The following is a 744-nucleotide window of genomic DNA, read 5'->3' as shown; positions in this document are numbered from 1 at the left end:
GCCAGAGTTTCCGTTGGGAACTCGACCTTAGTCGGTGATTTTCGACACAACGCCGGCGCCGACGGTGCGGCCACCTTCGCGGATCGCAAAGCGCAGGCCCTGCTCCATCGCGATCGGTGCGATCAGTTCAACGTCAAACTTCAGGTTGTCGCCGGGCATAACCATCTCGGTACCCTCGGGCAGGGTCACAGTGCCGGTCACGTCGGTGGTCCGGAAGTAGAACTGCGGACGGTAGTTCGCGAAGAACGGGGTGTGACGACCGCCTTCTTCCTTGGTGAGGATATAGGCCTCAGCTTCGAACTTGGTGTGCGGCTTCACGGAACCCGGCTTACACAGAACCTGACCACGCTCAACGCCGTCACGGTCCACACCACGCAGCAGCGCGCCGATGTTGTCGCCTGCTTCACCACGGTCCAAGAGCTTGCGGAACATTTCCACACCGGTACAGGTGGTGGTGGAGGTGTCACGGATACCAACGATCTCGATCGAGTCGCCAACGTTGATCACGCCGCGCTCAATACGACCGGTCACAACGGTACCACGGCCGGAAATCGAGAACACGTCTTCGATCGGCATCAGGAACGGCTGGTCAACAGCGCGCTCAGGCGTGTCGATGTAATCGTCAACAGCCGCCATCAGTTCCTTGATCTTGTCGGCGCCGATCGCGTCGTCACGGCCTTCCATCGCCGCCAGAGCGGACCCTGCGATGATCGGGATATCGTCGCCCGGGTAGTCGTAGGAAGA

1 protein-coding gene is annotated in these 744 nt (G+C 60.5%); it reads right to left on the bottom strand.

Annotation, left to right across the window (positions count from 1 at the left end; translation table 11 throughout):
• Positions 1 to 27: 27 nt before the first annotated feature.
• A partial coding sequence (locus VWY75_RS18455) for an EF-Tu/IF-2/RF-3 family GTPase (RefSeq protein WP_416539178.1) occupies positions 28 to 744 on the bottom strand: 717 nt, incomplete at its 5' end.

It is taken from the genome of Phaeobacter sp. JH20_08 (assembly GCF_048056635.1).
In the GTDB taxonomy this organism is placed as follows: Bacteria; Pseudomonadota; Alphaproteobacteria; order Rhodobacterales; family Rhodobacteraceae; genus Phaeobacter; species Phaeobacter bryozoorum.
The sequence above is the reverse complement of the archived record's forward strand: the minus strand, read 5'-3'. Positions and strand labels throughout refer to the sequence as shown.